The organism is Xanthomonas cannabis pv. cannabis, assembly GCF_000802365.1.
Classification (GTDB): Bacteria; Pseudomonadota; Gammaproteobacteria; order Xanthomonadales; family Xanthomonadaceae; genus Xanthomonas; species Xanthomonas cannabis.
Map to the genome: position 1 here is coordinate 15,749 of NZ_JSZE01000076.1, position 25,185 is coordinate 40,933.

General features: G+C 66.6%; 21 protein-coding genes. 6 read left to right on the forward strand and 15 right to left on the reverse strand.

The features are described 5' to 3' along the window. Window positions 1–33: 33 nt before the first annotated feature. The 11 genes from OZ10_RS13495 to kdgD form a co-directional block, all read right to left on the reverse strand. The gene (locus OZ10_RS13495) at window positions 34–1,323 is read right to left on the reverse strand and encodes a citrate synthase (RefSeq protein ID WP_039409911.1); all 1,290 of its coding nucleotides are present in this window, start codon (window positions 1,321–1,323) and stop codon (window positions 34–36) included. A 228-nt stretch (window positions 1,324–1,551) separates the two neighbouring features. Further along, complete coding sequence (locus tag OZ10_RS13500; RefSeq protein WP_039409907.1) at window positions 1,552–1,794, reverse strand: type B 50S ribosomal protein L31; 243 nt, start codon at window positions 1,792–1,794, stop codon at window positions 1,552–1,554. Window positions 1,795–1,865: 71 nt separating this feature from the next. Next, on the reverse strand, window positions 1,866–2,804 hold the full coding sequence (locus OZ10_RS13505; RefSeq protein ID WP_039409904.1) for a nucleoside hydrolase: 939 nt from the start codon (window positions 2,802–2,804) through the stop codon (window positions 1,866–1,868). 138 nt (window positions 2,805–2,942) lie between these two features. Further along, window positions 2,943–5,087, reverse strand: a complete 2,145-nt coding sequence (gene recG / locus OZ10_RS13510) for an ATP-dependent DNA helicase RecG (RefSeq protein WP_039409901.1) — start codon at window positions 5,085–5,087, stop codon at window positions 2,943–2,945. Window positions 5,088–5,116: 29 nt separating this feature from the next. Further along, the gene (locus tag OZ10_RS13515; RefSeq protein WP_022972872.1) at window positions 5,117–5,497 is read right to left on the reverse strand and encodes a RidA family protein; all 381 of its coding nucleotides are present in this window, start codon (window positions 5,495–5,497) and stop codon (window positions 5,117–5,119) included. Between the two features lie 346 nt (window positions 5,498–5,843). Beyond that, entirely contained in the window at window positions 5,844–7,385 is a 1,542-nt protein-coding gene (garD, locus tag OZ10_RS13520) for a galactarate dehydratase (protein WP_039409893.1), read from the reverse strand. A 36-nt stretch (window positions 7,386–7,421) separates the two neighbouring features. Further along, window positions 7,422–8,693, reverse strand: a complete 1,272-nt coding sequence (locus tag OZ10_RS13525) for an OprD family porin (RefSeq protein ID WP_039565404.1) — start codon at window positions 8,691–8,693, stop codon at window positions 7,422–7,424. 76 nt (window positions 8,694–8,769) lie between these two features. After that, entirely contained in the window at window positions 8,770–10,125 is a 1,356-nt protein-coding gene (gudD, locus tag OZ10_RS13530; RefSeq protein ID WP_081419523.1) for a glucarate dehydratase, read from the reverse strand. A gap of 19 nt (window positions 10,126–10,144) precedes the next feature. Continuing rightward, window positions 10,145–11,524: an MFS transporter gene (locus OZ10_RS13535; protein ID WP_039409887.1), complete on the reverse strand. Its 1,380-nt coding sequence runs from the start codon at window positions 11,522–11,524 to the stop codon at window positions 10,145–10,147. A gap of 116 nt (window positions 11,525–11,640) precedes the next feature. Continuing rightward, window positions 11,641–13,221, reverse strand: a complete 1,581-nt coding sequence (locus tag OZ10_RS13540) for an aldehyde dehydrogenase (NADP(+)) (RefSeq protein WP_039409884.1) — start codon at window positions 13,219–13,221, stop codon at window positions 11,641–11,643. After that, a complete protein-coding gene (gene kdgD, locus OZ10_RS13545; protein ID WP_039410364.1) occupies window positions 13,221–14,138 on the reverse strand; it encodes a 5-dehydro-4-deoxyglucarate dehydratase in 918 nt (305 codons plus the stop codon). The genes OZ10_RS13540 and kdgD overlap by 1 nt, the downstream gene beginning before the upstream one ends. 296 nt (window positions 14,139–14,434) lie before the next feature. Here kdgD and OZ10_RS13550 point away from each other — a divergent pair, with 296 nt between their 5' ends. After that, on the forward strand, window positions 14,435–15,304 hold the full coding sequence (locus OZ10_RS13550) for a LysR family transcriptional regulator (protein WP_039410367.1): 870 nt from the start codon (window positions 14,435–14,437) through the stop codon (window positions 15,302–15,304). Between the two features lie 162 nt (window positions 15,305–15,466). On the opposite strand, the gene OZ10_RS13555 is transcribed toward OZ10_RS13550, so the two are convergent. The 4 genes from OZ10_RS13555 to OZ10_RS13570 form a co-directional block, all read right to left on the reverse strand. After that, entirely contained in the window at window positions 15,467–17,638 is a 2,172-nt protein-coding gene (locus tag OZ10_RS13555) for a RelA/SpoT family protein (RefSeq protein ID WP_039410369.1), read from the reverse strand. 128 nt (window positions 17,639–17,766) lie between these two features. Continuing rightward, window positions 17,767–18,066 (reverse strand): DNA-directed RNA polymerase subunit omega, encoded by a 300-nt coding sequence (gene rpoZ, locus OZ10_RS13560; RefSeq protein WP_002812428.1) that lies wholly within the window; start codon window positions 18,064–18,066, stop codon window positions 17,767–17,769. A gap of 291 nt (window positions 18,067–18,357) precedes the next feature. Then, a complete protein-coding gene (gene gmk, locus OZ10_RS13565; protein WP_005996765.1) occupies window positions 18,358–18,969 on the reverse strand; it encodes a guanylate kinase in 612 nt (203 codons plus the stop codon). 152 nt (window positions 18,970–19,121) lie between these two features. After that, window positions 19,122–19,982, reverse strand: a complete 861-nt coding sequence (locus OZ10_RS13570) for a YicC/YloC family endoribonuclease (protein WP_039410400.1) — start codon at window positions 19,980–19,982, stop codon at window positions 19,122–19,124. A 109-nt stretch (window positions 19,983–20,091) separates the two neighbouring features. Here OZ10_RS13570 and rph point away from each other — a divergent pair, with 109 nt between their 5' ends. The 5 genes from rph to OZ10_RS13595 all read left to right on the forward strand — a co-directional run. Then, entirely contained in the window at window positions 20,092–20,817 is a 726-nt protein-coding gene (rph, locus tag OZ10_RS13575) for a ribonuclease PH (RefSeq protein WP_005996762.1), read from the forward strand. Continuing rightward, window positions 20,814–21,206: a VOC family protein gene (locus OZ10_RS13580; protein ID WP_039410406.1), complete on the forward strand. Its 393-nt coding sequence runs from the start codon at window positions 20,814–20,816 to the stop codon at window positions 21,204–21,206. The genes rph and OZ10_RS13580 overlap by 4 nt, the downstream gene beginning before the upstream one ends. Further along, window positions 21,203–21,802 (forward strand): RdgB/HAM1 family non-canonical purine NTP pyrophosphatase, encoded by a 600-nt coding sequence (rdgB, locus tag OZ10_RS13585; protein WP_039565406.1) that lies wholly within the window; start codon window positions 21,203–21,205, stop codon window positions 21,800–21,802. The genes OZ10_RS13580 and rdgB overlap by 4 nt, the downstream gene beginning before the upstream one ends. A 16-nt stretch (window positions 21,803–21,818) precedes the next feature. Then, window positions 21,819–22,976, forward strand: coding sequence for a radical SAM family heme chaperone HemW (hemW, locus tag OZ10_RS13590; protein ID WP_039565408.1), 1,158 nt, complete (start codon window positions 21,819–21,821; stop codon window positions 22,974–22,976). A 183-nt stretch (window positions 22,977–23,159) separates the two neighbouring features. Then, a partial coding sequence (locus OZ10_RS13595) for a DUF1631 family protein (RefSeq protein WP_039565411.1) occupies window positions 23,160–25,185 on the forward strand: 2,026 nt, incomplete at its 3' end.

The window sequence follows — 25,185 nt, forward strand, 5'->3', positions numbered from 1 at the left end:
GGGGCGTTGCTTACGCAGACAACCTGAAACCGCTTAGCGCTTGGCGCTGTCGGTGTAGTCGCGCTTGTCGTAGCCGGTGTAGATCTGGCGCGGACGGCCGATCTTCATTTCCGGGTCGACCTGCTGCTCCAGCCAATGCGACACCCAGCCGGCGGTACGCGCAATGGCGAACATCACGGTGAACATCTCCACCGGGATATTGAGCGCCTTGTAGATCAGGCCCGAGTAGAAGTCGACGTTGGGGTACAGCTTGCGCTGCACGAAGTAGTCGTCCTTCAGCGCGGCTTCTTCCAGCTTCAACGCCACTTCCAGCAACGGGTCGTTGACGCCCAGCTCGCCCAGCACCTTGTGGGTCATCTCGCGGATGATCTTGGCGCGCGGGTCGAAGTTCTTGTAGACGCGATGACCGAAGCCCATAAGGCGGAACGAGGAGTTCTTGTCCTTGGCCTTGGCCACGGCGGACTCGACGTTATCGGCGGTACCGATCTCTTCGAGCATCTTCAGCACCGCTTCGTTGGCGCCGCCGTGTGCCGGGCCCCACAGCGCGGTGATGCCGGCAGCCACCGATGCGTACGGGTTGGCACCGGTCGAACCGACCAGGCGCACCGTCGAGGTGGAGGCGTTCTGTTCGTGGTCGGCGTGCAGGATGAACAGCAGATCCAGCGCCTTGGCCACGACCGGGTTGATCTCCAGCGGCTCGCTCGGCACTTCGAACATCATGTGCAGGAAGCGGTCGACGTAGTTCAGGTTGTTGCGCGGGTAACGGATCGGCCAGCCGATCGAATAGCGGTACGCAGCAGCTGCCAGGGTCGGCACCTTGGCGATCAGACGGATGGCGGCCTGACGGCGCTGCTCCGGATCGTTGAGGTCCAGGGTGTCGTGGTAGAACGCCGACAGCGAAGCGACCGAGCCGGCCAGCATGGCCATCGGGTGCGCGTCGTGGCGGAAACCGCCGAGGAAGTTCTTCAGCGACTCATGCATCATCGTGTGATGCGTCACTTCGTGGTCGAACTTCTTGAATTCGTCCGCCGTCGGCAGTTCGCCGTTCATCAGCAGATACGAAACTTCCAGGAAGCTGGACTTCTCGGCCAACTGTTCGATCGGGTAGCCGCGGTACAACAGCACGCCATTGTCGCCATCGATATAGGTGATGGCCGACTTGCAGCTGGCGGTGGCGGTGAAGCCCGAGTCGTAGGTGAACAGACCGGTTTCTTTGGTCAGCTTGGAAATATCGACGCAGTCATTGCCCAGCGTGGGCTTGAGAACCGGCAGAACGACCGACTTGTCGCCGGCGTTGAGCGTGACCTGATCAAGATCGGACACTGTGTACGCTCCTTCAGTGGAAGGCGCCTGATCCCACATGGGCAGGCACGTGATGGAAGTCCAAGGCGTCGCCTAGGATCACGTCATTATCGCACAGCAGCATTTTGGCGTCGCTTGGACAGAAGTCGTAGACGCACTGGCCGGGGGCACGCAAACGAAGCGCGGGCGACCCAAAAAACAACGGCCGCGCAATGCGCGGCCGCTGCCGGTACAGCCCGTCCTGCAAGTTCAGCGCGCGTAGCGCTTCTGGAACTTGTCGATACGGCCGCCGGTGTCGATCACCTTGTGCTTGCCGGTATAGAACGGGTGCGACGCCGAGGAAATTTCCACCTTGACCAGCGGATATTCCTGGCCGTCTTCCCACTTCACGGTCTCTTTCGAGCTCATGGTGGAACGGGTCAGAATCTTGAAATCGGACGTCACGTCGTGAAAGACGACGTCTTTGTAGTTGGGATGCACGTTATCTTTCATGGACTTGGCGCCGGGCTGCCTGGATAAGCCGGGCATTATAGCGGCCCCCACTTGCCCGGCGCAAGGCGGGCCTAACTGGCGGCCAGGGCGGCCCCGACCAGGCCGTAGAACTGCTGAAGGTCATAGGCCAGCAGCAGGTTGGCGTTGTCGGGCGCCCCACCCTGGCGGTTCCAGTCCACCAGGGTCATGCCGCGGGTATGCGTGCCGGACAGCTCGATGTGCACCGGGCGCTGCTCCAGCTTCTGCGCGCCTTCCGGATGCAGGGCGAACGCCATGGCCAGCGCATCGGCCGCATACCAGTACTCGCCGCGGCTGTCTTCGGACCACAGCCGGGTCTTGCGCGAGATTTCCTCGTAGAAGCGGGCGCGGGGGGTATCGGCGGCCAGCCATTGCTCCACGTCCCGGTGCAACAGGCCGTGCGCGATGGTGGCCTCCCAGTCGGCGACGTCGAACTGGGGGAAGCCGCGGAACACGATGTGCGCCGCCTCCGGGTCGAAGCCGATGTTGAACTCGGCCGCCGCGGTGATGTTGCCGTGCCCGGTCAGCGCTCCGCCCATCACCACCAGCCGTGCCACGCGCTGCGGCAGGGTCGGATCCAGGGTGAGCGCCAGCGCAAGGTTGGTCAGCGGGCCAAGCGCGACCAGCAGCAGCTCGCCGGCGTGTTCGTGCGACAGGCGCAGGATGGCGAGCGCCGCATGCTCCGCCTCGGCAGTGCGCTTGGCCGGTGCCAGACCCACGTCGCCGAAGCCATCGATGCCGTGCACGTGCGCCGCATCCACCGAGGGGTGCAGCAGCGGCTGCGGGCAGCCGGCGTAGACCGGCACATCGGTGCGCCCGGCGATCTCGCACACCTTCAAGGCGTTGCGCACGGTGTGATCCAGGCCGACGTTACCGGCGGCGATGGTCAGCCCGACCACCTCGTGGCGGGTGTCGTTGAAGGCCATCAGCAGCGCCAGCGCGTCATCCACGCCCGGGTCGGTATCGATCAGCAGCGGTATTGTTTTTGTCATGGGATTCGGGATCGGGCACTCGGGATTCGTTGCGGCATCTTCGCAAGGATCGGCGAGCCGCGCGAATTCCGGACACGTGCAGGTCGCAGCAACGCCGCCTTGACGAATCCCCAATCCCGACTCCCGAATCCCGGCCGCTCAAGCGGCCGCATACCGCACCGCGCCACCGATCCAGCGCGCGACGACGCGGTCGGCGATTTCCGGCGCGTCGGCGAGCAGCCGTTCGGCCAGCACCTGCACGCGCGGCAGCAAGCCGGCGTCACGTGCGAGGTCGGCGATGCGGAAGCTGGCCAGGCCGGTCTGCCGGGTGCCGAGCAGTTCGCCGGGGCCGCGCAATTCCAGGTCCTTCTCCGCGATCACGAAGCCGTCGTTGGTCTGACGCATGGTTTCCAGACGCTGGCGCGCCATCATCGACAGCGGGCCCTGGTACAGCAGTACGCAACTGGAAGCGGCCGCGCCGCGCCCGACCCGGCCGCGCAGCTGGTGCAACTGTGCCAGGCCCAGGCGCTCGGCGTTTTCGATGATCATCAGCGAGGCATTGGGCACGTCCACGCCGACTTCGATCACGGTGGTGGCGACCAGCAGATCGCTGCGACCCTGCTTGAAATCGAGCATGGCCTTTTGTTTCTCAGCCGGCTTCATGCGGCCATGCACGAGTGCGACGCGCACGCCGGGCAGTTGCGCCGACAAGGCGTCGAAGGTGACTTCTGCGGCCTGTGCTTCGATGCGTGGCGGGCCGTTTGGCGCGCCCTTGCCGGGGTCTTCGCTTTCTTCGATCAGTGTGCACACCCAGTACGCCTGCCGTCCTTCGGCGCAGGCAGCGCGGATGCGTTCGACCAACTCGGGGCGGCGTTCTGCGCTCAGCACGATGGTCTGCACCGGCGTGCGGCCGGGCGGTAGTTCGTCGATGGACGAGACGTCCAGATCGGCGTAGGTCGACATCGCCAGCGTGCGCGGGATCGGCGTGGCGGTCATCACCAGCTGATGCGGCACGCTGCCGGCGCCTGCGCCCTTGTCGCGCAATGCCAGGCGCTGGTGCACCCCGAAGCGGTGCTGCTCATCGATGATGGCCAACGCCAGGTCATGGAAGACCACCGCTTCCTGCATCAGTGCGTGCGTGCCCACCACCACCTGCGCCTGGCCGGAGGCAACCTCGGCCATCGCCGCGGCGCGCGCCTTGCCGGTGACCTTGCCGGCCAGCCAGACGATGCGCACGCCCAACGGCTCCAGCCAGCCGCGCAGATTGGTCAGATGCTGCTCGGCCAGCAGTTCGGTGGGCGCGGCGAGTGCGACCTGTTTGCCCTGTTCCACCGCCAGCATCGCCGCCAGCGCAGCGACCACGGTCTTGCCGCTGCCGACATCGCCTTGCACCAGCCGCAGCATCGGCGATGGCTGCGCAAGGTCGTGCGCGATCTGTTCGAACACGCGTTGTTGCGCGCCGGTGAGCTGGAACGGCAATACGCTGCGCAATTGCTGCACCAACGTGCCATTGCCGGGCAACACCGGCGCATGAAACCGCTGCAGCGCGATGCGCTGGCGACGCAGGCTGAGTTGGTGCGCCAGCAATTCTTCGATGGCCAGGCGTTGCTGGGCGGGGTGACCGCCTGCAAGCAATTGCTGCGGATCGGTGTTCACCGGCGGCCGATGCATGGTCAGCAATGCCGTCCGCAGCGATGGCAGGCGCTCGTCCTGCAGCCAGTGCGGCGGCAGTAGCTCCAGTGCCGCCTCCGGTGGCAAGCGCTCCAGCGCCTGGCCGATGAGCTTGCGCAATGTTGCCGGGCCAACGCCTTCGAGCACCGGATAGACGGGGTCCAGGCTGTCGCCCAGTCCGGCATCCTCGCCCGGGGCCAGCACGCGATAACTGGGGTGCACGATTTCCCAGCCCTGCTGGCCGGGCTTGGGGGTGCCGAACACGCGCACGCGCGTGCCGACCGCAAACTGCGCCACCTGTGCGGCACGGAAATGGAAGAAGCGCAGGACCACGCTGCCGTGCGAGTCGTCCGAGACCGCCACGCGCAGCACCGGGCGGAAGCGGAAGCCGCGTTCCACCGCATCGACCCGCCCTTCGATCTGCGCCGGCACGCCGCTCTGCAGCTGCGCGATCGTGGTCAGGCGGGTGCGGTCTTCATAGCGTAGCGGCAGATGCAGCCACAGGTCCTGCACGCTCAGGATGCCGCGCGCAGCAAATTTCTCGGCGACTTTCGGGCCGACCCCGGGCAGGCTGGCGAGCGAGGCCTGGCCGGCGACGGCCAGAGCCGGGGTAGCGGGACGCGCGCGCGGCACGACGGATCGATCGGCTCAGTTACGCACGGTCACTCGAGCACCATCACCGCATCGACTTCGAAGCCGGCGCCCTTGGGCAGCCCGGACACTTCGATGGTGGAGCGCGCGGGGAACGGGGCCTGGAAATAGTCCTGCATCACCGCGTTGACGGCGGCGAACTGGCCGAGGTCGGTGAGGTACAGGCCCAGGCGCACGATCTTGTCGAGCGAGCCGCCGGCCGCTTCGGCCACCGCCTTGAGGTTGTCGAACGCGCGACGTGCCTGCGCACCGATATCGCCCGGCACGATCTCGCCGGTAGCCGGGTCCAACGGAATCTGGCCGGAGAAATACACGGTGTTGCCGGCACGCACGGCCTGCGAATACGGGCCGATGGCGGCGGGCGCCTGGTCGGTATGGATGATCTGGGACATGGCGACTCCGTCAACGCTGAAAACGAACGCTCATTGTATCGGCGCATGCGGTTGACGGGCGAATGGGGAATGGGGGGATGGCTGCGCGCGGGCGGTAGCTGGCGGACTAGCGGCGCGTTGCTCGGTGGACTGGGCGTCTTGCCGTGGTATTGGTTGCGGCTGGCTTTCGCTTGCGCGCGCCATGGTTTCAGTGAGCTGTAGGTGTGCGCTGCTGACGCTTGTGACGTAGTGCGTGAGGCTTCGCCCGTACCCTCATCCGCCCGTTCGGGGCACCTTCTCCCCCATGAAGGGGACAATGCCCCGACGGGAGAAGGGAGGCGCGCCTTCTCCCGTGAGAGGGCCAGGACTAGGTAATCGGCGCCGGATTGAACAAGGCCAGGTCGTTGTGCAGGCGGTGGTGCTCGGTCCAGGTGCGCTGGCCGCTGGCCACATCCAGATAGCGCTGGAACAACTCCCAGCCCAGCTGTTCTAGCGTCTTGGTGCCGGTGGCAACGCCGCCGGCATCGATGTCCATCAGGTCGGACCAGCGTTGCGCCAGTTCGCTGCGGGTGGCGACCTTGATCACCGGGACCATGCCCAGGCCGTAAGGCGTGCCACGCCCGGTGGTGAACACATGCAGGTTCATGCCGGCCGCCACCTGCAGCGTGCCGCAGACAAAATCGCTGGCCGGGGTGGCGCAGTACTGCAGGCCGCGCCCCTTGACGCGCTCGCCCGGCGGGACCACGCCGTTGATCGGGGAGGAGCCGGACTTGGCGATCGAGCCCATCGCCTTTTCCACGATATTGGCCAGCCCGCCCTTCTTGTTGCCCGGTGTCGTGTTGGCGCTGCGGTCGGCCTGGCCGCGCGCCAGGTAGGCGTCGTACCAGGCCATTTCGCGCACCAGCGCCTTGGCCACATCGGCATTGGCCGCCCGCGGCACCAGCAGGTGGATGCCGTCGCGCACTTCGGTGTTTTCGGAGAACATCACCGTGGCGCCGGCACGCACCAGCAGGTCGGCGGCCACGCCCAGACCCGGATTGGCGGTGACGCCGGAAAACGCATCGCTGCCGCCGCACTGCATGCCCACCACCAGCTCGCTGGCCGGCACGGTTTCGCGGCGGCGGGTATCCAGATGGCGCAGCCGTTCTTCGGCCATGGTCATGATCGAGCCGACCATGTCGGCAAAGCCCAGGCTGGCTTCCTGCAGGCGGTAAACGCCGCTGTCGTCGATGCTGGCGTCGTCCGGCAGCAGCCGTTCGGGGGCAAGCTTTTCGCAGCCCAGTCCCACGATCAGCGCTTGTCCGCCGAAGTTGGGGCTACGCGCGATGTTGCGCAGCGTGCGGATGGGAATGATCGCCTCCGGGGCGGTGATCGCCACGCCGCAGCCGTAGACGTGATTGATCGCCACCACGTCATCGACATTGGGATACCTGGGCAGCAGCTCGGTGCGGATGCGCTCTACCGCGTGGCCGAGCACGCCGACCACGCATTGCACGCTGGTCATGATGCCCAGGATGTTGCGCGTGCCCACGCTGCCATCGCGGTTGCGGTAGCCCTGAAAGGTATACCCGTGCAGCGGCTCGGGCTCCGGCGCGGGGTGCAGCGCCAGATCCAGTGCAGCCAGCTCGGGTGCCTCGGGCATCGCCAGCAACTGCTCGCTGACCCACGCGCCGCGCGCGATGTCGGCGTTGGCGGTACCGATCACCGCGCCCAGGCGGATCACCGCCGCGCCTGCGGGCAGGTCCACCAGCGCGATCTTGTGGCCTTGCGGAACGTGCTCGATGGCGGTCAGGCCATCGGCGAAGGTGGCGCCGGCCGGCGCGCCATCATCGTTGACGACGATGGCGACGTTGTCGCGCGCATGAGCACGGATGCTGAGCCAACGGGTGGATTGCTGGGTTGCGGACATCGGGGGGCTACCTTGCAAGACGTGGGGTGGACTGCATTACCGCTCGGGGCTGTCGAACTGGCGCCGGTACTGCAGGATCAGGCGGTTTTCATCGACATTGCGCTGGTAATTGGAGCGGAAGGTGCCGTTGAACCAGATGACGCTCACATGCTTGAAACGCTCGCCCTGGAATTGATACGTGGTCAACACATCGCGCGCCCATTCGCGGCCTTCGCCCGCATAGGTTGCCGGGCGTGCACTGTCGCCGCTGATGTAGCGCGCCATGATGCTGAGCCCGGGGATGCCGATGCTCTTGCCATCGATGCTGTAGCGCAGCTGCCAGCTGCGTTCGCCGCGTTCGAGAAAATCGTTGATGAAGGTCCAGTTGAAGACGTTGCCGTCGGTGCCGCCCGGCCATGGCATGGCGCTGGGCCCGGTCAGCTTCTGATAGCCGGCACCGAATTCCTGCCCGCCCGTGCGCCAGGACAGCATGCTGCTGAACATGCGGTTGTCGATCAGGCCGGCACGTGATTGACCGATATCATCGGTGCGGAAATAGCGCAGGTCGAGACGTAGTTGGTCCTTGCCGAACGTGTGCGTCTGGATCAGGTTGTAGAGCTGCTGGCGGTAGATGTCTTCCATCACCGCGCCCTGATAGCGCAGCTGCGTTCCCGGCGCCAGCGTGTAGGTGGCCGATACCAGGTTGAGCGCATCCGAATCCGGCGTGCCCAGAAAGCGCCGGTTCTTGTTGGTCAAGGTGATCGGCACGCGCGAATCTCCATCGCGATACCAGGCGCTGGTGAAGCGGGCAAGCAGCAGGTCGAGCTTAGGGATGTCCTTGGATTCCAGCGTCGCGCCCTGGAACGTCTCCGGCATGATGCGGGTGATGCTGGCGCGTACCAGCGGCTCGTTGGGAATGAAGCTGCCCCATTTCAGCTCGGTCTGCGAGGCGCGCAACTTGAGCGTGGGTGCCACGCGCACCAACGCATGTTGCGCGGTGCCGTCGTCATTGTTGGGCAGCAACCCGGTGCCGCCTTCGGCACGCACGCCATCGAGCTTGAAGTCGCCGATGCCGAGCAGATCCAGCCCGGCACCGATCGGGCCGCGCGTGTAACCGCTCTTGGCATCCACCACGAAGCCCTGTGCCCATTCGGCGCGCTTGCCCTGCCCGTCGCCGCTGCGGAAATCGCGGTTGTAGTAGAAGTTGAGCGCGGTGACTTCGGCCGTTGCGCCATTCCAGAATCCCGCGTCCGGTTCCTGCGCCCGCGCACGGCCGCCCGCACCGACCGCCAGCAGCGCCGCGCCGCTGAGTGCCATCATGCTTTTCATTGCTCGGTTCTCCACCTGCGTTGACCACCCGGTCAGGCGCTGCTGCCCGGGCGCGGGCAGCCAGCATCGGCACGCTTCAGCGCACCAGGCACGGCCGCTTGTTGTCGAAGGTCCAGTTGGGAATCAGCGCCTGCATGGCGGCCGCGTCATCGCGCGCGCCCAGGCCCAGGCTTTGATAAGTGCGATGCGCCGCGTCCAGTGCATCCAGGTCCAGTTCCACGCCCAGCCCAGGCTTGGCCGGCACCTGAATCTGGCCGCCTGCAATCTGCAACGGGTTGCGCGTCAACCGTTGGCCGTCCTGCCAGATCCAGTGCGTATCGATCGCCGTCACCTGCCCCGGCGCTGCGGCCGCCACGTGGGTGAACATCGCCAGCGAAATATCGAAATGGTTGTTGGAATGTGAGCCCCAGGTCAGGCCCCAATCGCGGCACAGTTGCGCCACCCGTACCGAGCCCTGCAGCGTCCAGAAATGCGGATCTGCCAGCGGGATGTCCACCGACTGCAACTGGATGGCGTGCCCCATCTGCCGCCAGTCGGTGGCGATCATGTTGGTGGCGGTGGGCAGGCCGGTGGCGCGGCGGAATTCGGCCATGACTTCGCGACCGGAATAGCCTTGCTCGGCCCCGCACGGGTCTTCCGCATACGCCATGACCCCGTGCATGTCGCGGCACAGCGCGATGGCCTGCTGCAACGACCATGCGCCGTTGGGATCGAGCGTAATGCGCGCCTGCGGAAAACGCGCATGCAAGGCGTGGATGGCCTCGATTTCGTCTTCCCCGCGCAGCACGCCGCCCTTGAGCTTGAAATCACGGAAACCGTATTTTTCATACGCTGCTTCGGCCAGCCGCACCACCGCTGCCGGGTTCAAGGCTTCCTGGTCGCGCACCGCTTCCCAGGCATCGCTTGCATCGCTGCCGTCGCGGTAATCGAGCCCGGTCTTGCGGCGGTCGCCGATGAAAAACAGGTAGCCCAATACGTCCACCGCATCGCGCTGCTGGCCTTCGCCGAGTAGCGCGGCCACCGGTTGATCCAGGAACTGCCCCAGCAGATCCAGCAATGCCGCTTCGATCGCGGTCACTGCGTGGATGGTGATGCGCAGGTCGAAGGTCTGCAGCCCTCGCCCGGCACTGTCGCGGTCGGCGAAGGCGGTGCGTACCTGGTTGAGAATGCGCTGGTACTCGGCGATGGCGCGGCCACGCATGAGTACGGCCGCTTCGTTCAACAACCCGGCGATGGCAGCGCCACCGGGCACCTCGCCCACGCCGGTGCGCCCGGACGAATCGCGCAGCACCAGCACGTTGCGGGTGAAGTACGGCGCATGCGCGCCACTGAGATTGAGCAGCATGCTGTCCTGCCCGGCGACCGGCACCACGCGCACGTCGGTGATGCGCGGCGTGGTGCCGATGGCTGCAGGTGATGTGTGGATGGTCATGAGGATTCTCCGAGGATGGTCACAGCGGTGCGGGTACGGGCATGGACGGGCCGCCAGGGGGCGCCTTGAGTTCCACGCGCTTGATGTCGCCCACGATCACCAGATAGGACACCACCGCCAGCAATGCGTTGAGCCCGACGAACACCAGGGCCCACTCGAAGCTGCCGGTGGTAGAAACGATGTAGCCAATGACGATCGGCGTGGTGATGCCGGCGATGTTGCCGAAGGTGTTGAACAGTCCACCGGACAAGCCGGCGATTTCCTTGGGCGAGGTGTCGGCCACCACCGCCCAGCCCAGCGCGCCGATCCCCTTGCCGAAGAACGCCAGCGCCATCAGCCCGACCACCATCCATTCGGCCTGCACGTAGTTGCAGCCGATCATCGTCACCGACATCAGCATGCCGATCACGATCGGCGTCTTGCGCGAGACGGTGAGCGAATAGCCGCGCCGCACCATGCGGTCGGACACATAGCCGCCCAGCACGCCACCGATGAAGCCGCACACCGCCGGCAGCGAGGCCACGAAGCCCGCTTCCAGGATCGACATGCCACGCTCCTTGACCAGGTACACCGGGAACCAGGTCAGGAAGAAATACGTCAGCGTGGTGATGCAGTACTGGCCGATATACACGCCCAGCAACATGCGGTTGCACAGCAGCTGCTTGGCGTAATGCCACTGGGTGCCTTTGGGCTGAGTGCCGGGCTTGTTGCCCTGCTCCATGTCCACCAGTGCGCCGTTGCGCTGGATGTAGTGCAGCTCCTGTGCGCTCAGGCGCGGATGTTCGCGCGGTGCGTAGATGGTCTTGCGCCATAGCGCTGCCAGCAACACGCCCACGCCGCCCATCACCAGGAACACGTGTTCCCAACCCCAGGCATGTACCAGCCAGCCCATCAGCGGCGCAAATGCCACCGTGGCGAAGTACTGCGCGGAATTGAAGATGGACGCAGCCAGGCCGCGTTCGGCGGTGGGAAACCAGGCCGCCACGATGCGGCTATTGCCCGGGAACGACGGCGCCTCGGCAATGCCGACCAGAAAGCGCAGCACGAACAACGTGGTGACCGCCCAGGCCACCGGCACCCAGCCGATGAAGCCCTGCAACGCCGTGAAGACCGACCAGATCAGCAGCGACAGGCCATACACACGGCGCGAGCCAAAGCGGTCGAGCAGCCAGCCACCGGGAATCTGCCCGGCCACATACGCCCAACCGAACGCAGAGAAGATGAAGCCCATCTGCAGCGCGTCGATGCCCAGCGCATCCTGGACCGCGGAACCTGCGATGGACAAGGTGGCGCGATCGGCATAGTTGATCGTGGTCACCACGAACAACATCAGCAGGATCAAATAGCGCCTGCGCGGAACTGTCGTCGAACCGACGGTCGTTGAATCGGTAGCCATCATCGTTCCTCACCTATGACGATGGAAGCGCAGTGCGCTTCGGTACTCCAAATGGCGCCTGCAGCTGGCATGCCGGACCCTCCTCCGGCACGCCTCAGGCATGGTTGCCGCCGGTGCTGTCAGTCGTGCCCCAGTGCGCCGTCGACGCGTCGCCACACGCCGAGCGGATTGCCGTGCGCCACCGCCGCAGGCAGCAACGCGGCGGGCAGGTCCTGGTAGCAGACCGGCCGCAGGAAGCGATTGATCGCCAGCGTGCCCACCGAGGTGCTACGGCTGTCGGAGGTGGCCGGGGACGGGCCACCGTGCACCATGGCGTGACAGACCTCCACGCCCGTCGGCCAATCGTTGACCAGGATGCGGCCGGCCTTGCGCTCCAGCACCGGCAGCAGCGTGGCAGCCAGCGCGGTGTCGTCGGTATCCATGTGCAAGGTGGCGGTGAGCTGGCCTTCCAGGTGCTCGCTCAGCGCGCGCAGCTGATCAACATCCCTGCAGCGGACCAGCAACGACGAGGCACCGAACACTTCGGCTTGCAGTGTCTCGTCGGCCAGAAATGCATCGGCATCGGTGCCGAACAACGCAGCCGGGCAGCGCCCGGATTCCGCCGCAGCGCCGCGCGCCAGCGTGGCGACCTGTGGATGTGCCGCCAGGCGTTGGACGCCTTGCGCAAAGGCATCGCCGATGCCTGCGGTCAGCATCGCCGCCGGCGAAACGTTCTGCAGCGCCTGTGTCGCAGACGCGATGAAGGCATCCACCGCCGGAGAATCGACGGCCAGCAGCAAGCCGGGATTTGTGCAGAACTGCCCGGCCCCCAGGGTCAGCGAGCCGACGAAGGCCTTGCCCAGGGCCGGCGCGCGCGCCTGCAATGCCTGCGGCAACAGGTACACCGGGTTGATCGCACTCATTTCCGCGTACACCGGGATCGGCTCGCGGCGGGCGGCAGCGATCTTGACCAGCGCCAGGCCGCCAGCGCGCGAGCCGGTGAAGCCCACCGCCTTGATGCGCGAATCGGCCACCAGCTGCGTACCGATCTCGATGCCTGCGTCGAAGAGCAGCGAGAACACGCCCTCGGGCAGGCCGCATTGCGCCACGGCCGCCTGGATCGCACGGCCAACCAGTTCGGAGGTGCCCGGATGCGCGCCATGCGCCTTGACCACCACCGGGCACCCGGCTGCCAGCGCCGACACCGTATCGCCGCCAGCCACCGAAAACGCCAGCGGGAAATTGCTGGCGCCGAACACTGCCACCGGCCCCAGCGCGATATGCCGCTGGCGCAGATCCGCACGCGGCAACGGTGCGCGCTGCGGCAGTGCCGGGTCGATGCGCGCCTGCAACCAGCTGCCTTCGCGCACCACGGTGGCGAACAGGCGCAGCTGCCCGAGCGTGCGACCGCGCTCGCCTTCGAGCCGGGCGCGCGGCAGCCCGCTTTCGCGCATGGCGCGCTCGATCAAGGCATCGCCCAGCGCCAGGATCTGCTCGGCAATGGTTTCCAGAAAGACCGCGCGTGCTTCCAGCGTGGTTTCGCGGTAAGTGTCGAAGGCCGACTGCGCCAATGCGCAAGCCTGCTCCAGCTCCTGCGCGCTCACCGAGCCGAAAGCCGGCTGCAGCGATTCGCCGCTGGCTGCATCCACGCCATGAAAGTGCGCGCCGCTGCCTTGCACGCAGCGCTGCCCGATCAGCGATTGACCTGTGATGGCATGCATCAGCGGCGCCCTCCGATCAGTTGCTTGAGCAGCGCGGATTCTTCATCGGTCAGGTCCGCCAACGGCGTGCGTACCGGCCCGGCCGGGCGGCCGACCGCGCGCATGCCGGCCTTGACGATGGACACTGCATAGCCGGCCCGACGATTGCGCAGCACCGTGTACGGCAACACGAAGTCGTTGAGCTCGCGGTAGATGGTGGCGTGGTCGCGCGCGCGCACGGCAGCGTAGAAGTCCAACGCCCATTCGGGGAGGAAATTGAAGATGGCCGACGAATACGTGGTGACGCCCATTTCCAAATACGGCAGCGCGAAGGTTTCGGCAGTGGGCAGGCCGCCCACGTACAGCAAGCGGTCGCCCAGGCGCGCGTAGATACGGGTCATGCGATCCACATCGCCGATGCCGTCCTTGTAGCCCACCAGGTTGGGGCAACGCTCGGCCACGCGCGCCAGGGTCACATCGTCGAGCTTGGCGTTGGCGCGGCCGTAGACGATTACGCCCAGCGAGGTCGCCTTGCACACGCGCTCGACATGCTCGGCCACGCCGTCGGCATCGCACTCGGTCAGGTACGGCGGAAACAGCAGGATGCCGTCGGCGTTGTTGCGCTCGGCGGCCTGCGCCATCTCGATCGCGATCGAAGTGCCGTAGCCGGCCGGCGCAATCACCGGCATGCGCCCGGCGGTCTGGGTCACGGCGGCACGCACCGCGCGGTTCACTTCGTCCAGGGTCAGGGAAAACAGCTCGCCAGTGCCGCCGGCGGCAAACAGGCCCGCAGCTGGATGCGAGGACAGCCAGTCCAGGTTGCTGCGGTAGGCGGGCTCGTCGAAGGCCAGGTCGGCATCGAAATGGGTGACCGGAAATGACAGCAACCCGGCGCCAAGCGCTTGGGCCATTTCGGTCGGTGTGTATCTGCTGCTCATTGGGAAAACGCTCCTGGGCGGGGGATGCGATTGATCCTGGGACGGGAGATCGTTGCTGGTCCAAACCAAAGGACGTATTGTTTGATACATCAATTGAATCAATCGCTTCACCAACTGCTGCAATGACCCGCAAACACCTGCTTTACAACGGTTTTCTTGAGCCTTTGTAATTACCAATGGTTGCGCTCGTCAGCCATGCCACGCCTGACCACGCGCCTATTCATCGGCAATTGCGATGCACAGATGTTGCGGGTGCAGCATCCAATTCCAGCATTTCGCCAGCCAAGTACTTCGCCATGTTCGATCTGCAGCAACTGCGTTGCTTTGTGGCCGTCGCCGACGAGCTGCACTTTCGGCGCGCGGCCGAGCGCCTGAACATGACCCAGCCGCCGCTGAGCCGGCAGATCCAGCTACTGGAGCACAGCGTTGGCACCGCGCTGCTGGAGCGCAATAGCCGGCATGTGCGACTGACCCAGGCCGGGCGCAGCCTGCTGGCCGAAGCGCGCGCGATCCTGCGCATGGCCGAGAACGCCGGCCTGCGTGCGCGGCGGATCGGCACCGGCGATGCCGGCAGCGTATCGGTGGGCTTTACCGCCGGCGCCAGCTATCGCTTCCTGCCCGAGGCGATTGCGCGCTGGCGCAGCGAAGCGCCGGATGTGGACCTGCAACTCAAGGAAATGGTCAGCCTGGCGCAGCTGGATGCGCTGGATGCCGGCCGCTTGGATATTGGCCTGCTGCGTCCGCCGATCCAGCGCCAGGGCCTGCACAGCCGCTGCGTGGCCCGCGAACCGCTGATCGCCGCGCTGCCGGAAGACTCGCCGCTGGCGCAACACGACAGTCTGCGCCTGCAGGATTTCGACGGCCAGCCACTGGTCAATTACGCGCCAGACGAAGCGCGCTATTTCTACGACCTGCTGGCGCAGCTGTTCGGCGCACGCGGCATCGCACCGCGCTCGGTGCAGTACGTCAGCCAGATCCATTCGGTGTTGGCGCTGGTACGCGGCGGCATGGGCATGGCCCTGGTACCGGAAGGCGCCAGCGGCCTGCGCTACGCCGGCATCGTCTACCTGCCGCTGCGCGATGAAACGCCGGCCACGCCGGTGGAATTGCATCTGGTGTGGAAGCAGGACAACGACAACCCCGCACTGCGCCGGTTGATTGCCTGAGCGCAACGATTGAAGCGCATGTTCACCGCCAGCAACGTCGAGCGGCAGGCACAACGACGGCGCTCACCGGCAGGCTAGCGCGGGCGATACCCCGGCCGCATATGCCACGCGTGCACGGCAGTTGCTTCCTATCGTCCGCGACTCACTGACGACGGCCAGCTCTCACTGCCGCCCCACGCTCTGCACCACGTGCAGGCGGCGCAGCCGGCGCATCACTTCGGCCAGATGGCGGCGGTCGCGCACCTGGATATTGAAGCGCAGCACGGCCGCATTGAAGTCGCGGTCCAGGTAATCCACGCGTTCGATATTGGACTGGCTCTGCGCAATGGCCGCGGCCAACTGCGCCAGCACGCCGGTGCGGTTTTCCACTTCCACCACCAGCGCGGTGTCGTAGTCCCCGGTCACGCTGGAATCCCAGTCGATCGGCACCCAACGCTCGGGCGACTTGCGCAGCTCGGCCAGGTTCGGGCAATCCAGCCGGTGTACCACGATGCCCTTGCCGGCGGTGTGGTAGCCCATGATCTCGTCGCCGGGAATCGGCTGGCAACAGTTGGCGAAACTGATCACGCCGCGTTCGCTGCCGTCGATCAGGATCTTTTCGTGCGAATGCTTGGAATGGCCGCCACCACGCAATTCCGCGTAAGCCATCAACGCCTGCGCGGCCTGGGTCGGCATCCAGTTGCCCAGTGCCACATCGGCCAGCAAGGCTTCCAGGCGTGGGTAGCGGTGCTCGTTGAGGAAGGCGTCCAGACGACCCTTGGGCAGCCGCTCCAGCGAGGAGTCCATCGCCTCCAGCGCACGATCGAGCATGCGGTGGCCCAGTTGCACGGCATCTTCGTGCTCGAGCTGCTTGAGCTGATGGCGGATGGCGGTGCGCGCCTTGCTGCTGACCACAAATTCCAGCCACTGCGGCTTGGGCGTAGCCGAGCGCGCGGTGATGATTTCCACCGCCTGCCCGCTGACCAGCTTGGTGCGCAGCGGCACCAGCTTCTTGTCCACGCGCGAGGCCACCGCACGGTTGCCCACGTCGGTGTGCACCGCGTAGGCGAAATCCAGCGCGGTGGAATTGCGCGGCAACGCCAGGATCTTGCCCTTGGGCGTGAACAGATAGACCTCGTCCGGGAACAGGTCCACCTTGACGTTGTCCAGGAACTCCAGCGACGAGCCGGCGGCGCGCTGCGAATCGATTAGCTCCACGATCCAGTCGTGCGCGCGGCTCTGCGCGCTATTGGGCGAGGCCGAGCCGACCTTGTAGGTCCAATGCGCGGCCACGCCGCGTTCGGCGATCAGGTCCATTTCTTCGGTGCGGATCTGCACTTCGATCGGCGAGCCGTAGGGGCCGAACAACACGGTGTGCAACGACTGGTAGCCATTGGCCTTCGGGATCGCGATGAAATCGCGGAAGCGCCCGTCCAGCGGCTTGAAGGTGGCATGCACCGCGCCGAGGGCGTGGTAACAGTCGGCCACCGAGCGCACCACCAGACGGAAGCCGAACACGTCCATCACCTGGTCGAAGGACTTGTTCTCTTCGTGCATCTTGGAATAGATGCTCCAGGGCGTCTTGATGCGGCTCACCAGCCGATGTTCCAGCCCTTCCTTGGCCAGGCGCTGCGACAGCTGCACTTCCACCTGCGCCATCGATTCGCGCCGCACCACCGGCTGGCTGCGGATGTGTTTTTCGATGATGGCGTGGCGCCACGGGTACAACGCGCGGAAGCCCAGGTTCTGCAGCTCGGACTTGATCAGGCTCATGCCCAGGCGCTGGGCGATGGGTGCGTAGATCTCCAGCGTCTCGCGGGCGATGCGGCCACGCGCCTCGGTGCTCTGCGCGCCGAGCGTGCGCATGTTGTGCAGGCGGTCGGCCAGCTTGATCATGATCACGCGCAAATCGCGCGACATCGCCAGCAGCATCTTGCGGAAACTTTCTGCCGCCGCTTCCTGGCGGTCGCGGAACTTGAGCTTGTCCAGCTTGGTGACGCCATCGACCAGCTCGGCCACCGCTTCGCCGAATTCGGACGCCAGCTCCTCGCGGGTCAGCGGCGTGTCTTCGATGGTGTCGTGCAGGATCGCGGCGATCAGCGACTCCATGTCCAGGCCCAGCTCGGCCAGCACGCCGGCCACGGCCACCGGATGGGTGATGTAGGGCTCGCCGGATTTACGGGTCTGGCCGGCATGCGCGGTGGCGCCGACCTCCCAGGCACGGCGCAGGATCGGCAGCTGCTCGCTGGGCAGGTAGCTGGCGGCGCGTTCGAAGTGCAGGACGTAGTCGGGAATGGCCTGGTCGGAAGACGGAGACGTCACGACGGTCGCCTGGGCAGTGGGGCCTGGGTTCATGGCGGAAGACTATGCCAGCGGCGCAGTGACGGCAAACGTTTGCACACGCCGGCGTACTGCCGGGCCCCAAAACGAAAACAGCCCGCGTGGATGCGGGCTGTTCGAATCGATCGCCGTGACGCGGGCAATCAATCGTCGTTCTTGGACATGTCTTCGTCGGCGACCACTTCGGCGGCGGCCCATTCCAGTGCTTCGCGCTCGGCACGCTCGCGCTCGGCTTTCTCGACTTCATCGATCAGCGCGTTGTCGATCCGGCGCGCGGCGATCTCGCGCAGTGCCATCACGGTGGGCTTGTCGCTGGCGTCGGCATTTTCGATCAGCGGCTGCACGCCGTTGGCGAGCTGACGGGCGCGCTTGGAGGCCATCATGACCAGCTCGAAACGGTTGTTCACGACTTCCAGGCAATCTTCTACGGTAATGCGGGCCATGCGGGCTCCCGGCGACCAGCAACGGCCGCGCATCGAATGAGGGAAAGGGGGCGGAGTGTACGCCTGTGCGGTCGAGCGAGCAACCGATGGCCATTCAGTCACCTTTGGAATCAGCGACTTGGACCCGTGCGGCCGGCCAAGGGATCGTTGCCGGTGCGCAGACCCGGGCCCCTGCCCACCCGCTGAGCACGTCCACTGCACCCGAATGCGAGCCGCCTGGCGCCCGGCCGGATGGCCGGATCAGTGCCCGCCACGCCACCCGCGCTGCGGGCGACGTTCACGCATGCGCTCTCAGTCCAGCAAAGCCTGGATCAGCCCGGCATGCCGCTGCTGCTGGGCCTGCCGGCGCAGCCGGCTGGCGGTGAAGATGGCGCACATCTCCGACACGGCGGTGTCGAAGGTTTCGTTGATGATCACGTAGTCGAACTCTTCGAAATGCAGCATCTCCTCGCGCGCGGCAGCCAGACGCTGTGCCATCACGTCCTCACTGTCCTGCCCGCGCTTGCGCATGCGCTCGTCCAGCGCCTGGCGCGACGGCGGCAGGATGAACACGCTCACCGCATCGGGCACCTTCTGGCGCACCTGGCGCGCGCCCTGCCAGTCGATCTCCAGCAACACGTCATGCCCGGCGGCCAGCTGCGGCTCCACCGACTGCCGCGCAGTGCCCTTCCAGTCGCCATGCACCAGCGCGTACTCGAAAAAGTCGCCCGCCTCGATCATGCCCTGGAACTCGTCGGCAGAGACGAAATGGTAGTGCTCGGCATGCCGCTCGCCCGGGCGCGGCGCGCGCGAGGTGAACGAGATCGACAAGGCGATCTTGGGATCACGCGCCAGGGTGGCGTTGACGATGCTGCTCTTGCCGGCGCCCGAGGGGGCCGCAACGATATAGAGGGTGCCGCGCATAGGATCAGGGATTCGGGATTGGGGAGTCGGGATTCGCGAACAGGCTGCGGACCGGTACCACCGGGGTCGACATGCTACCGGGATTGGCCGCGGCCCGCAGACATCGGGAACCGGCAACTGCCCCATCCCGAATCTCGAATCCCGAATCCCGGCTACTCGATGTTCTGCACCTGCTCGCGGATCTGGTCGATCAACACCTTCAGATCCACGGCGGCGTTGGAGGTGCGGCTGTCCACCGACTTGGAGCCCAGTGTGTTGGCTTCGCGGTTGAACTCCTGCAGCAGGAAGTCCAGGCGGCGGCCCACCGGCTCGCGCTGCTTGAGCACGCGACGGATCTCGGCGATGTGGCTGGAGAGGCGGTCGAGCTCCTCGTCCACGTCCAGCTTCTGCAGCCACAGCACCAGTTCCTGCTCGGTGCGGCCCGGGTCCACCGGATGCGGCAGATCGGCCAGGCGTGCGGCCAGCTTGACGCGCTGCCCTTCGCGAATTGCCGGAATCAGCGTGCGCACCTCGGCGGCGATACGTTCGATCGCATCCACCCGCTCGCTGATCGCCGCGGCCAGCTTGCTGCCTTCACGCTCGCGCGCAGCAACAAAGCTGTCGACCACCTCGTCCAGCAAGGCCAGCGCCTGCGCCTGCAGCGCGGGTGCATCCACGTCCTGCACCTGCAGCACGCCGGGCAGCTGCAGCAGGTCGGTGAAGCCCACCTGCAGCTTGGGGAAGACGCCATCCAGCCGCGCGGCAAGCGCGCCCAGTTCTTGCAGCAGTGCTTCGTTGACGGCCAGTGTCTGTGCGTTGTCCGGCGCGCGCAGGCGCAGCGTCAGGTCCAGCTTGCCGCGGCTGTTCTTGGCAGCCACGCGCTCGCGCAGCAGCGGCTCCAGCGCACGCAATTCTTCCGGCAGGCGCGTGCCCACTTCCAGAAAGCGGTGGTTGACCGAGCGCAGCTCGCAACCGAGCGTGCCCCAGGGCGTGATGCGTTCGCCGCCAGCAAACGCGGTCATGCTTCGGATCATCGTGAATCCCGTGCCGTCAAAGCGCGAATGGTACCCTAGCCGCCCTTGCCGGCTGCCTGCACGCCGCGCACTGACGCCCGACCCACCTCCCGACTTCCGGACTCATCGCATGACCTTTTCCCGTCCCAGCGGCCGCACGGCCGACCAGCTGCGCCCGGTGCGCATCGAACGCGCCTTCACCCGCCATGCCGAAGGCTCGGTGCTGGTGAGCTTCGGCGACACCCGCGTGCTGTGCACCGCCAGCGTGGAAAACCGCGTGCCGGGCTTCCTGCGCGGCAAGGGCGAAGGTTGGGTCACCGCCGAATACGGCATGTTGCCGCGCTCCACCCACACCCGTTCCGATCGCGAAGCCGCCCGTGGCAAGCAGGGCGGGCGCACGCTGGAAATCCAGAGATTGATCGGCCGCGCACTGCGCGCCTGCGTGGACCGCAACGCGCTGGGCGAGCGCACCATCACCCTGGACTGCGACGTGCTGCAGGCCGATGGCGGCACCCGCACCGCGGCCATCACCGGCGCCTACGTGGCGCTGGCCGACGCGGTGAACCTGCTGCTCAAGCGCGGCGACATCAAGAAGCATCCGTTGATCGGTGCGGTGGCTGCGGTGTCGGTCGGCATCTATCGCGGCGAGCCGGTGCTGGACCTGGATTACCCCGAAGACAGCGACTGCGATACCGACATGAATGTCGTGATGAACGATGGCGGCGGCTTCATCGAGCTGCAGGGCACGGCCGAAGGCCATGCCTTCCGCCGCGACGAACTCAACGCGCTGCTTGCCCTGGCCGAAAAGGGCATGGGCGAGCTGTTCGCGCTGCAACGCGCCGCACTGGCCGGATGAGCCGTCGCATCGCCCTGACCACCTTGCTGGTTGCCGACTACGATGCGGCGATTGCCTGGTACACCGGCGCGCTGGGCTTCCACGTGCTGGAAGATCGCGCACTGGGCGATGGCAAACGCTGGGTGGTGATCGGCCCGGGCGGCACGCAGGACGCCGGCCTGCTGCTCGCGCAGCCGGCCGACGCCGCGCAACGCGCGCGCATCGGCGATCAGACCGGTGGGCGCGTGGATCATTTTCTCTACACCGACGACTTCTGGCGCGACCATGCAGCCATGCAGGCCTTCGGCGTGGAATTCCTGGAAACCCCGCGCGAGGAGGCGTACGGCACGGTCGTGGTGTTCCGCGATCTGTACGGCACCAAGTGGGATCTGCTGGAGCCCAAGCAATGAAGCAACTGGTATTGGCCAGCGGCAACGCCGGCAAGCTGGAAGAACTGCGCGCCATGCTGGCGGCACTGCCGCTGCGCATCGTCGCGCAGGGCGAGCTGGGCGTGGAAGACGTGCCGGAAACCGGCCTGACCTTCGTGGAGAACGCGTTGATCAAGGCACGCCATGCCAGCGCAGTCACCGGCCTGCCGGCGCTGGCCGACGACTCCGGCCTGATCGTCGATGCGCTGGGCGGTGCGCCCGGTTTGTACAGCGCGCGCTACGCCGGCAGCCCGACCGACGCGCAGGCCAACAACGCCAAGTTGCTCGATGCCATGCGCGACGTGCCCGCCGAACGCCGCAGTGCGCGCTTTTACGCGGTGATCGTCCTGTTGCGTCACCCGGAAGATCCACAGCCGCTGATCGCCGAAGGCGGTTGGGAGGGCGTGATCACCACGCAACCGCGTGGCGATGGCGGCTTCGGCTACAACCCGGTGTTTCTGGATCCGGTGCATGGCCTGACCGCGGCGGAAATGGACAGCGACATGAAAAACCGCCTGAGCCACCGCGCAGTGGCATTGGCAACGCTGCAGCACAAGCTGCACGCGCTCACGCTGTAACCGACGACCGCACGCAGTGCCCGCCCTGATCCCGCCCCCGCTCTCGCTCTACGTGCACCTGCCCTGGTGCGTGCGCAAATGCCCGTACTGCGATTTCAACTCGCATGCGGCCAAGGGCGTGCTGCCGTTCGAAGAATACGTCGATGCACTGATCCGCGACCTGGATGCAGACCTGCCACTGGTCTGGGGCCGGGTGGTGCATTCGGTGTTCTTCGGCGGTGGCACGCCCAGCCTGTTTCCGCCGCAGGCGATCGACCGATTCCTGCAGGCGGCTGCAGCGCGGCTGCGCTTTGCACCCAATCTTGAAATCACCCTGGAAACCAATCCGGGCACTGCCGAGCATGGCCGCTTCGAACACTACCGCGCCGCCGGCGTGAACCGCCTGAGCTTTGGCGTGCAGAGCTTCGACGATGTGGCATTGCAGCGGCTCGGGCGCATCCACGATAGCGCCGAGGCCGAGCGTGCGATCAAGCTGGCGCAGGATGCCGGCTACGAGAATGTCAATATCGACCTGATGTACGCGCTGCCCGAGCAGACCCTGGCACAGGCCGAGCGCGACCTCGAACGCGCCTTCGCGTTGCAGCCCACCCACATGTCGCATTACCAGCTCACGCTGGAGCCGAACACGGTGTTCTTCGCGCGGCCGCCCAAGGGCATCCCCGACGACGATGCGGCCTGGGATATCCAGGAACATTGCCAAGCGCTGCTCGCCGGGGCCGGCTATGCGCAGTACGAAGTCAGCGCCTATGCCAAACCGGGCCGGCAGTGCGCGCACAACCTCAATTACTGGCGGTTTGGCGACTACCTGGGTATCGGCGCAGGTGCGCACGGCAAGATCAGTTCCGGCGCCGAACAACACGTGCTGCGGCGCTGGAAGCACAAGCATCCGCAGAGCTACCTGGCCAGCGCCGGCACGCCCGCATCGGTCGGCGGCGACGAGGTCGTGCCGCGCGAGCGGCTGCCGTTCGAATACATGCTCAATCTGCTGCGGCTGCACGAAGGGTTTCGCCTGGGCGATTTCGAAGCGTGCACCGGCCTGGCCGCGTCGGCCATCGCCGCACCGGTCGCGCGTGCGGTGGCGCAGGGTTGGCTGGTCGAACAGGACGGGCGCGTGGTGCCCACCGAGCTGGGCCGCCGCTTCACCAACGACGTGGTCGAGCTGTTTTTGACCTGATCACGCGCCCCGCTGCTGCGCCGGCAACATCGTGGTGCGGCGAACATGCGCCAGCGTGGGCTCGTGCCCCATCGAGGCGGCGCGGCCGGCACCGGACTCCTGGCACCTCGCATCGCGATGATCGCTGCGCCGCCGGAAAACATGCTACATAGCTCACGCTTCGCACCGAGCCCATCTCCCCGGATGTCCACGCCCCTGTCCTCCCTGCAGCCCACGCTCAGCAGCCCGATCGCCGACGCGCCCGTTTCCGCGCGCGGCCGGCGCCTGCTTGGCAGGCTGCATGCGCAGTGCGTGCAGGCGCTCGGCGGCCCGCTGCGGCTGACCATCGTCGAGCTGGAACGCGCGCTGCTGCATCAGGCCGAGCACGCACGCAACAGCCAGATTCAGGCCGATACCTACGCGCAGATGCGCGGCTTGCGCGATCACATCGACCGCTTTCCGCAGCTGTTCCTGCAGCATCTGGCGCAGGACCTGGCGGCATTGCAGGAGCGCCCTGCGCTGATGCCGCCCGCCGAAGCGTCCACGCCACCGCAGACGCTGACCTTGGTGGAAGACACCGACATCGATCGCGACATCGTGCTCAGCGACATCGCACGCCGCGAGACCTCGCGGCGTGCCGATGCGCTGCAACTGCTGGCGCAACGTCTGGCAGTGATCGGCGCAGTGCCGGAATTCGAGCTCGACGCCCTGCCGCTCGGGCCCTATGCCCTGTGCCGGATCGTGCGTGAGTGCGGCCAGTCCCTGGGTCTCGGCCTGGATGGGCAGCTCGCGCTGTACAAGGTCTTCGAGCATCAGGTGATGGATCGCCTGGGCGATGTCTACGAGAGCGCCAATGCCATGCTCGCGCAGGAAGGCATCCTGCCCGGATTGATCTATCACCCCTACCTGGTCAAGCCCACCCATGTGCAGACGCGCCGCACCGCGCCAGCGGGTGCGGCGCCACCTGCAGGCAACGCCGCAGCAGGCGCGCACGGCGGCGCGCAACGCTCCCCGCGGCCGGCCAACGGCTGGCACGGGCACGCCGCTCCGAGCGCCTGGCAGAGTGCCCTGCTCGATCCGCAAGGCCTCCCCCCTGCAGCGTCGGGTGCTACCAGCAGCATGCACGCGACCTCGCCCGGGTTGAACGAGGCCGCACACGCACTTGGCGGCCTGATGTCCTCGGCACGCCACTGGCAGGCAGCCGGCACCGCTGGCGCGCACGGCACTACCGCCCCGGGCAGCTTGCTGCAGGCCGCCGCCCAGCCGGCTGCAGCGCCGGCAGCCAGCGCTGCGCCCAACGTGCCCAAGGCCGCGTTGGGCAAGGCACTGGCCAGCCTGCAGGGCGCGACGGGCGCACGCCCGGGTGCGTTGTCGCCGGCACCCGGTATCGATGCGGTGCAGCGCCAGGTGCTGGAGCTGCTGCGCGCCGAGCACGGCGCAGACGCCACGCTGTCGCCGCAGGACAACGACACCTTCGACCTGCTTGGCCTGCTTTACGCACAGATGCAACGCGAAGTGCGCGATCACACACCTGCGCAAGCCCTGCTCGCCAGGCTGCAGGTGCCGGTGGTACGCGCAGCCCTGGCCGACACGCATTTCTTCGTGCGCGACCAGCACCCGGTGCGCGAGCTGCTCAACACCGTGGCCGAGTCCGGCGCGGTGTGGCTGGGCGAAGACGATGTAGACCCGCAGCTGCTGCACAAGCTGGGCGCCGCGGTCGACACCATCGTCAACGATTACCAGGGCGACGAGGCGACCTTCGCCGCCGCCAACGACGACATCCAGGCGCATTTGCGCGTCCTGGCACGCAAGGCCGACGTGGCCGAACGCCGGCATGTGGATGCCGCGCGCGGCAAGGAACGGCTGGAAACTGCCAAACAGCAGGCGCAGGCGCGGATCGAGCAGGTGTGCGACAACAGCGCACCGCCGCGGTTCGTGCAATCGCTGCTGCGCCAGGCCTGGTCCGACGTGCTCACGCTCACCCTGCTGCGGCAAGGCGAGCAGTCGCCGGAGTGGGACGAGCGCCTGGCGCTGACCACGCGTATCGCCGAGGTCACCTGCCGCAACAAGGGCGAGCCCACCGACATTGTGCTCGGCACCGATGTCGAAACCGCGCTGCTGCAGGTGGGCTATCACCACGACGAAGCGGCCGCGATTGCGCGGCGCCTGTCCACGCCCGGCGGCGACGATGCGCTCGGCTCGCGCACCGAACTGGCCGCCAAGCTCAAGG

What these genes read in the sequence shown, in the direction of transcription:
- OZ10_RS13500 (WP_039409907.1), bottom strand. Translation starts at nt 1,794, where the DNA reads ATGAAAGATAACGTGCATCCCAACTACAAAGACGTCGTCTTTCACGAC.
- OZ10_RS13505 (WP_039409904.1), bottom strand. Translation starts at nt 2,804, where the DNA reads ATGACAAAAACAATACCGCTGCTGATCGATACCGACCCGGGCGTGGAT.
- OZ10_RS13515 (WP_022972872.1), bottom strand. Translation starts at nt 5,497, where the DNA reads ATGTCCCAGATCATCCATACCGACCAGGCGCCCGCCGCCATCGGCCCG.
- garD (WP_039409893.1), bottom strand. Translation starts at nt 7,385, where the DNA reads ATGTCCGCAACCCAGCAATCCACCCGTTGGCTCAGCATCCGTGCTCAT.
- OZ10_RS13525 (WP_039565404.1), bottom strand. Translation starts at nt 8,693, where the DNA reads ATGAAAAGCATGATGGCACTCAGCGGCGCGGCGCTGCTGGCGGTCGGT.
- gudD (WP_081419523.1), bottom strand. Translation starts at nt 10,125, where the DNA reads ATGACCATCCACACATCACCTGCAGCCATCGGCACCACGCCGCGCATC.
- OZ10_RS13535 (WP_039409887.1), bottom strand. Translation starts at nt 11,524, where the DNA reads ATGATGGCTACCGATTCAACGACCGTCGGTTCGACGACAGTTCCGCGC.
- OZ10_RS13540 (WP_039409884.1), bottom strand. Translation starts at nt 13,221, where the DNA reads ATGCATGCCATCACAGGTCAATCGCTGATCGGGCAGCGCTGCGTGCAA.
- kdgD (WP_039410364.1), bottom strand. Translation starts at nt 14,138, where the DNA reads ATGAGCAGCAGATACACACCGACCGAAATGGCCCAAGCGCTTGGCGCC.
- OZ10_RS13550 (WP_039410367.1), top strand. Translation starts at nt 14,435, where the DNA reads ATGTTCGATCTGCAGCAACTGCGTTGCTTTGTGGCCGTCGCCGACGAG.
- OZ10_RS13555 (WP_039410369.1), bottom strand. Translation starts at nt 17,638, where the DNA reads ATGAACCCAGGCCCCACTGCCCAGGCGACCGTCGTGACGTCTCCGTCT.
- rpoZ (WP_002812428.1), bottom strand. Translation starts at nt 18,066, where the DNA reads ATGGCCCGCATTACCGTAGAAGATTGCCTGGAAGTCGTGAACAACCGT.
- gmk (WP_005996765.1), bottom strand. Translation starts at nt 18,969, where the DNA reads ATGCGCGGCACCCTCTATATCGTTGCGGCCCCCTCGGGCGCCGGCAAG.
- OZ10_RS13570 (WP_039410400.1), bottom strand. Translation starts at nt 19,982, where the DNA reads ATGATCCGAAGCATGACCGCGTTTGCTGGCGGCGAACGCATCACGCCC.
- rph (WP_005996762.1), top strand. Translation starts at nt 20,092, where the DNA reads ATGACCTTTTCCCGTCCCAGCGGCCGCACGGCCGACCAGCTGCGCCCG.
- OZ10_RS13580 (WP_039410406.1), top strand. Translation starts at nt 20,814, where the DNA reads ATGAGCCGTCGCATCGCCCTGACCACCTTGCTGGTTGCCGACTACGAT.
- rdgB (WP_039565406.1), top strand. Translation starts at nt 21,203, where the DNA reads ATGAAGCAACTGGTATTGGCCAGCGGCAACGCCGGCAAGCTGGAAGAA.